This window comes from Sporosarcina sp. YIM B06819, from assembly GCF_033485175.1.
In the GTDB taxonomy this organism is placed as follows: domain Bacteria; phylum Bacillota; class Bacilli; order Bacillales_A; family Planococcaceae; genus Sporosarcina.
The window spans coordinates 52125-59550 of sequence record NZ_JAWLIQ010000022.1 but is presented as its reverse complement, the minus strand read 5'-3'; the positions used below and the strand labels follow the sequence as shown (position 1 = coordinate 59550).

The following is a 7426-nucleotide window of genomic DNA, read 5'->3' as shown; positions in this document are numbered from 1 at the left end:
CGCACAAAGAGTGGGATAAATGACTGAATCGCATACGCTGCACCCGTCATCGCATCCGTTAAGCCAGCACCTGTCCATCCTTCTGGTATATCAAAGGTGTACCAGGTAGACGATGTATGCAATTCTTCTGCTGGCAAAGATATGGGGCCAGAGCCGATATTATCATGAGTATCGAAACGGATTTTTTTGAAAATAGTTGGAATAGCAAGCACAGCAATATCACCGTAAGCCGCCTCGCGTTGTCCAAATGACTTCACTTGGTCTTCATTCATCACTTTTAATTCCACCGCAAGATTAGCATCGGTAAAGTAATCAACATCTACTTCGGTGACGTACGCTTTCTTTTCATCCCAATCGAGGATCTCGACTTGGAATTGCGTGCCTTGATGAATATAGATGGCTTCTTCGTGAAGTAGCGTCATCGCACTGAAACGATCCATCTCACCAATGACTCTAGTTGCTTTTGGATGGGTTTTATCGATAATGACGACGTTTTCCTGTGATGCGGAACGTAGGCTTACTTCACTTGCCGGAAAACGTTCCGTCATCCAATGCCATTTGTCCGTCGTCTTGACGAGGACGCCTTCACTTTCCAGGAAAGCGAGTAAGTCTTGCACCTCGAATTCACCGTATGTTTCAGTCGATGAAAAAGGTAATTCGAATGAAGCGCATTTCAGATGATCCATTAAAATAAACATATTCTCTGGGTGAATGCGCGCTTCTTCAGGTGATTGGCCCAACAAATAATCGGGATGTTCGATAATGTACTGATCGAGCGCGACAGATTGGGCGACGTAAATAATCAATGCTTCTTCCTGTCTTCTACCTGCGCGCCCCGCTTGTTGAAAAGCACTCGCAATATTTCCAGGGTAACCCGTCATAATACACGCCTGCAATTGCCCGATATCAATGCCGAGTTCCAATGCATTCGTACTGACAACCGTGCGAATCGTTCCCTCGCGCAGTCCTTTTTCAATTTTTCGCCGTTCCGAAGGTAAGTAACCTCCTCGATAGCCCATCACGGTTTCATCGAATAATTTTTTCTTCGTTAGTTCCTTCATATAAGTGACGAGCATTTCAACTCTCACTCTACTTTTCGCAAAAATAATCGTCTGAATGCCTTCACGATATAGCAAAGCCGCGACATCACGTACTTCCAGCACCGCACTTCTTCGAATACCAAATGTTGGATGAATAACTGGAGGATTATAAAATATAAAATGCTTTTTCCCCGCAGGAGCACCGTTGTTGGCAATCAAATGCATTTCCGTATTGGTCAGCGACTCCGAAAGCTCACGTGGATTGGCGATGGTTGCCGATGTGCAAATGAACACAGGATCACTACCATAATAACGACAGATTCGTTGTAGCCTACGCAGTACATGAGCCACATGACTGCCAAACACACCCTTATACGTATGTAATTCATCAATAATGATATATTTCAGATTCTCAAATAATGATACCCATTTCGTATGGTGCGGCAAAATACCAGAATGCAGCATATCCGGGTTCGTCAATACGATATTACCAGATTTTCTTACTTTGGACCGTAGCCCTGGCGCTGTATCCCCATCATAGGTATAACTGAGAATCGTTTCCTCGCTCGCTTCAATTAATTCATGAAGGTCCGCTAGCTGATCTTGCGCCAGTGCTTTTGTTGGGAATAAATAAATCGCTCGTGATGACGCATCCTCTAAAATACTTTGCATGACAGGTAGATGATAACAGAGTGATTTTCCAGAAGCTGTCGGTGTAACCGCCGTGAACGACTCCCCTGCGGTAGCCAATTCAAATGCTTCCCGTTGGTGGCTGTATAATTGATGAATCCCTTTGGATGCTAGTGCTTTAATAATCGACGGATGAAGCTTGACCGGAAAATCTGCGTAAACTGCCTCTTTGCCTGCAATCGTTTTATAATGGGCAACATTTGTTGAAAAATCGGGATCCTGGCGCAGTTTTTCGAGCACTTCGTGAATAGCCGGCTGCTTTATCATGTTCTCTTCTCCTTGTCCGCCACTTCAATCGCATCCAAAATCGTCTTAAACGTATATTCCGCCGAATTGATCGATAACACGAAACGTTTTTTTCCTGTCTTCTGATAGAAGGACTGGACAATAAACTGCTTCATCGAATCATTTAACGATTCAATTTGAACAGGATGAACATATTTCGGCTTCTCTGTCTTAATAAATTCGGACACTTCTCCCGTCCATTCATCCAATAATGTGTGGTATTGATCGGCATATGGTTTTACTTCTATAAAAAAATCAGGTTCTCGATTGAGTTCCCTCATTTGTGCATGACGTTCGAAACATTCTCTGCAAACTGCAAGTAATCTCTCAGTTTTTTGTTGTAGATTCAATAATATACACCCTTTCCGGACGTTTCTTTTATTTTAGCAGAAATGACTGAGATGCACCATCTCGGCAAGAACGTATATTCCTTGTTCTTGGCACAAGATCAATTACGCCTTGGCGTAATTGCGTCCAAATTTTGAATTGCGCTCGCGCAATTAACTCCCCTCAAAATTTGTGACATCCGCCGGAGGCAAACTTGAACCAGCGGAGGTTTTGCACTTCCGCTGACTCAAGTTATGTTCAAATTAAGTCATCATCAGCGAAATTTCGACTTTATATGACAATTAACACTAGTGCTCTTTTCATGGGTGGTGTACATTAGCGATAATAGAACGCTAGTGACAACGCTAAAATAAGCATCATAGAGGGAGTCGTTTGATTATGACGAAGAAAATTGCTTGGATTACAGATTCCGCTGCGCAGCTAGACGAGGCTTTTATCCAAAAACACAACGTACATATTTTACCGTTAAGCGTCGTATTTGAAGATGGCGTTTTTAGGGAAGGCATTGATTTGACGCAGGACGAGTTTTATTACAAATTGAATGTGACACAAACGCCACCTAAAACTTCTCAACCTGCCATTGGTGAAATGGTAGCTTTATATGAAAAGTTACACCAAGAAGGCTATGACTGCGCTATTGCTTTGCATGTGTCTAGTGGCATGTCGGGTACGTTTGACAGTTCACAATCGGCTGCACAGATGGTAGACTTCAAGGTCTATCCTATCGATTCAAAAATTGGTTCCTACCCGATGGTTAAAATGATTGAGATTGGTAGTGAACTGATTGAACAAGGTCATACTGTGGAAGAAGTAGTGACTTCTATCAAAAAGATGACCGCAAATACCCAACTAGCATTTATCCCCGTCAATTTAAAACAGCTACATAAAAGTGGTCGCGTCTCCGGCACACAAGCATTTTTAAGCAATTTACTAAACATCAAAGTGATCATTACATTTAAGGATGGTAAGCCAGTGATGAAAGAAAAAGTGCGGGCTTATAAACGAGCTAAAAAAAATATAACTGATTTACTACGCAATGACATGCAAAAAGGCAGCATTCCGGAAATCGCAGTCATTCACTGCAATAACACGAATGACGCGAGTACATGGAAAGACGAACTATTGCAGGAATTTCCAAACTTAAAAATTCAAGTACTTCCTCTAAGTGTGTGCGTTGGTGTCCATGCAGGCGAAGGGACAACTGGGTTGAGCTGGGTCAGGTACTAAGATAATATTTTCATACACCATCAGCCATCCTTAAAGAGGATGGCTGTTTTTGACGGACTGTTTAGGGACCCTTCTAAAAAAATTCAGCTTCATTTTGGTTGATGAATGCCTTCGACTTTATCGAACGTAGCACAGCCTTGTTCATCTGTCCATTTAAAAAATACCCCTGCACCTTCACCCCACCCCAACCCGCATTCTTGGCGTTTCTTTATAATAAAGTCCCCATACCTTTCCCTCATTTTCACACATTTTTGTTCACGTTTTGACCACTTTTCACTGCTTTTCTCACGCTTTTTGTTCACGTTTTTCTCGGTTTAAAAAGAAGTTCTTTACGTTCGAGATTGAAGAAAGAGAGTAGTGACAAGGGTTTCAGGGATTTTGGGTACAGGACTTTGTTTTAAACGGCTGGGACAAGGTGTTGCGAGATTATTGTAAAGTACAGAGGATTATTGCGGGGATACACATCCTTTTTGAAACTTTCGAACCCCTTATTCGTCCAATTATTATGGTATGATAGTGAGATGCGAGGTGGTACCTATGACAATACGCTATCCGAACGGTAAGAAATATGTAGCCGTTCAGAAGAGTAGCTTGCCGAAAAAAATTGATCTGTCATTCAGCAACCGGGGAAAGTCATTAGAAGATGAATTGAATGACACGAATGAGTTCTACTTGAGCCGCGGCATCGCTGTCATCCATAAAAAGCCCGTGCCCGTTCAAATCGTCAACGTCAAGTATCCTGCTAGAAGTGCTGCTGTCATTACCGAAGCTTATTTCAGGACACCGTCTACAACAGATTTCAACGGCGTATGGCAGGGCAAGTACATTGATTTTGAAGCAAAGGAAACCAAAAGCGTAACGTCTTTCCCATTGCAAAATATTCATGAGCATCAGGTCGAGCATATGAAAAGTGTGTCAGAGCAAGCGGGAATTGTTTTTTTCATCATCAAATTCACTACACTTGACCGCTATTTCATCATCTCTTATGATAGTTTCGAGAATTATTGGGAAAGAATGAAGACGGGCGGAAGAAAATCAATGACATTGGCAGAGTTTGAGGAAGTGGCCGTGGAAATTTCACCCGGTTTCAATCCCAGACTTGATTATTTACAAGCCATGTCTTCCATTATAGTAAGCGATTGAAAGGTAGGGAGAAATATGAGTGATAATATAAAGTCAAGAACGGGAAGAAAAAAAATCGAAGCTGAACGTAGTAAAAAGAAAAGTAACAAGCCAAAAGGTGCAAAAAACATCATTAAGAAAATCTTTCTTGCGCTTGTGCTAATTGGCTTAGCCGGACTAATTGGTGGGGCTGGATTATTTGCCTTTTACGCAAGTTCTGCTCCGGACCTCGATGAGAGTCTTTTGAAAGACCCTCTATCGTCTGAATTGCTAGATGTTAACGGCGATGTCTTTATGAAATCTGGTGCTGAAAAGCGTGAATTCGTCGCATATAAGGACATTCCTGAATCCGTCAAAGATGCTATTTTAGCAACTGAAGACGTACGTTTCTTTTCCCACCACGGAATGGACTTCTGGCGACTGGGCGGTGCAGTCCTCGCCAACTTCAAGAGTGGATTTGGTTCTCAAGGAGCAAGTACCCTCACGCAACAAGTGATTAAAAACTCTTTCTTGAAGGATGAAAAAACTTTAAAAAGAAAAGCACAAGAAGCTTGGCTTGCCTTCCAACTTGAACGAAAGTATAGCAAAGAAGAAATATTTGAAATGTACTTCAACAAAATCCTAATGGGTGGCAACATTTATGGAATTGGAACAGCCTCCAAAGAGATTTACGGTAAAAGTATAAATGAACTTGAATTACATGAAATTGCTTTATTAGCGGGTACGCCACAAAGTCCAAACGGCTACAACCCTTATAAAAATCCAGAGCGGGCTGAAAAACGTCGTAATATTGTTTTGGGTCTCATGTATCAGCATAAAAAGATTACAAAAGAGGAAATGGAAGCAGCGAAGCTCATCCCCATCACTTCGACCCTGCTTTCTGAGGATAAAAGACAGGTTAGCAAAACAAAATATCCCGCCTATGTCGATCTTGTTTTAGCTGAATTGGAAGAAGCCAACATGACACACTTACTTTCTGAAGGTGTGAAAATTCAAACGTCACTAGACCCATCAGCCCAACAATCGGTTGAAAATGCGTTAAGCACATCCGACTTATTTGAATCGGATGACATGCAAGCCGCTATGACAGTCGTCGATACGAAAACAGGTGCCATTGTTGCAGTCGGTGGAGGTCGAAATTATTCAGGACTCGATTGGAACTTCGCATCCGATCAGAAGCGTCAACCAGGTTCCACTATCAAGCCGATTCTTTCCTACGGGCCAGCAATCGAGCACTTTAGTTGGTCTACCGGTTATACGACTGTAGACGAGCCATACAACTATAAAGGAACTAAACAACCCATCCGTAACGTTGACGGCAAGTACTTAGGAGCCATGACGATTCGAGATGCCCTATACAAATCTCGTAATATCCCTGCAATAAAGATATTTGAAGAAGTTGGTACCCAAAAAGCAGGAAACTTTGCAAGAGACCTAGGGCTTCCATACGATAAGCTGAATTCGTCCAACGCGCTTGGTGGCGGAGAATATGATTTCTCTACTGTTCAAATGGCTGGTGCCTATGCAGCATTTGGCAATGATGGGATTTATACAAAACCACATGCCATTCAGAAAATTATCTTTAGAGATGGTAAATCTGTGCACAATAAGGTGCCAGATTCCGTCATGGCTATGAAAGATTCAACAGCCTATATGGTGACGGATATCCTACGCGATGTCATGACAGCTGGCTCAGGTCAGAGAGCCAATGTATCCGGATTAGATATCGCAGGAAAAACGGGTACAACCAACTACCCATCTGAAATTATTAAGAAAAACGGTATGAAAAACACTGACGTTCCTGACTCATGGTTTACAGGCTATACGACGGATTATACAATTTCTGTCTGGGGTGGTTATGAAAAATACACAACACCTATTAAAACATATGACAAAGGTAGATATGTGCCTCAAAATCTTTTCAAAATGGTAATGAGTGATATTTCGTCTGGCAAAAATACTGCACGATTCAAAAAGCCTAACTCGGTCGAAGAGGCGACAATCGAATACGGCTCGAATCCCCTCGTTCTCGCTAGCAAGACAACGCCTGATAGGTTGAAACGTACGGAATTATTCGTGAGAGGGACTACACCGACGGAAATGGCTGAAGAAGTAGTGATTGAGCTCGAGTCACCGAATGGTTTAACAGCCCAATACGATATTGACACCAACTCCATTACATTGAGTTGGGCTCACAACGCACCAGATACTGATATACTCAAGGGCATTACCGAGTTTACAGTCTTTGCAGGTGTTGACGGTGGCGAAATGCAGGAAATGACTACGACACAGGAGTTGTCTCTGACATTCCCAGGCGTTGAACCTGGTAGAGCCTATGCGTTCTCCGTTGTTGCTAAACTTGGTGAACTGGAAAGTCCCCCGGCAACTACATCACTTCAAATTGAACAAGTGATTGAAGAAGTTCCAGAGGTTATTCCAGATGAAGACGAGTCTTGGAATCCCGATGATGGCAATTGGGGCGGCGAGACTGACGGCAATAATGGAAATAACGGGAATAATGGCAACAATAATAACGGTGGAAATAACAACAACGACAACAATGGAAACAATGGCAATAACGGAGATGGCACGAGTGGTGTTGGTACTCCTCCAGACGATGGTACATCGGGTAATGATGGCACCGGAACTGATACAAGCGGAAGCAGCAATGATGGAACCACTGATGATGGCACTCCTTAATACTTGACCCAAAA

At 42.6% G+C, this 7426-nt stretch carries 5 protein-coding genes; 3 read left to right on the top strand and 2 right to left on the bottom strand.

The features are described 5' to 3' along the window. Positions 1-1997 (bottom strand): DEAD/DEAH box helicase (locus R2B72_RS14545; RefSeq protein WP_318617383.1); only part of this gene is annotated, 1997 nt, incomplete at its 3' end. Beyond that, the gene (locus R2B72_RS14540) at positions 1994-2365 is read right to left on the bottom strand and encodes a YppE family protein (RefSeq protein WP_318617381.1); all 372 of its coding nucleotides are present in this window, start codon (positions 2363-2365) and stop codon (positions 1994-1996) included. The genes R2B72_RS14545 and R2B72_RS14540, both read right to left, overlap by 4 nt. A gap of 376 nt (positions 2366-2741) precedes the next feature. Between R2B72_RS14540 and R2B72_RS14535 the strand changes: the two genes are divergently transcribed. The 3 genes from R2B72_RS14535 to R2B72_RS14525 all read left to right on the top strand — a co-directional run bounded on the left by R2B72_RS14535 (position 2742) and on the right by R2B72_RS14525 (position 7412). Then, positions 2742-3590: a DegV family protein gene (locus R2B72_RS14535; protein WP_318617379.1), complete on the top strand. Its 849-nt coding sequence runs from the start codon at positions 2742-2744 to the stop codon at positions 3588-3590. A gap of 537 nt (positions 3591-4127) precedes the next feature. Next, entirely contained in the window at positions 4128-4733 is a 606-nt protein-coding gene (gene recU, locus R2B72_RS14530) for a Holliday junction resolvase RecU (RefSeq protein WP_318617378.1), read from the top strand. 15 nt (positions 4734-4748) lie between these two features. Beyond that, positions 4749-7412, top strand: coding sequence for a PBP1A family penicillin-binding protein (locus tag R2B72_RS14525; RefSeq protein WP_318617377.1), 2664 nt, complete (start codon positions 4749-4751; stop codon positions 7410-7412). Positions 7413-7426: the final 14 nt, after the last annotated feature.

Excerpts from the sequence above, each read along its gene's own strand:
- R2B72_RS14525 (WP_318617377.1), top strand. The coding sequence starts at position 4,749 with ATGAGTGATAATATAAAGTCAAGAACGGGAAGAAAAAAAATCGAAGCT.
- recU (WP_318617378.1), top strand. The coding sequence starts at position 4,128 with ATGACAATACGCTATCCGAACGGTAAGAAATATGTAGCCGTTCAGAAG.
- R2B72_RS14535 (WP_318617379.1), top strand. The coding sequence starts at position 2,742 with ATGACGAAGAAAATTGCTTGGATTACAGATTCCGCTGCGCAGCTAGAC.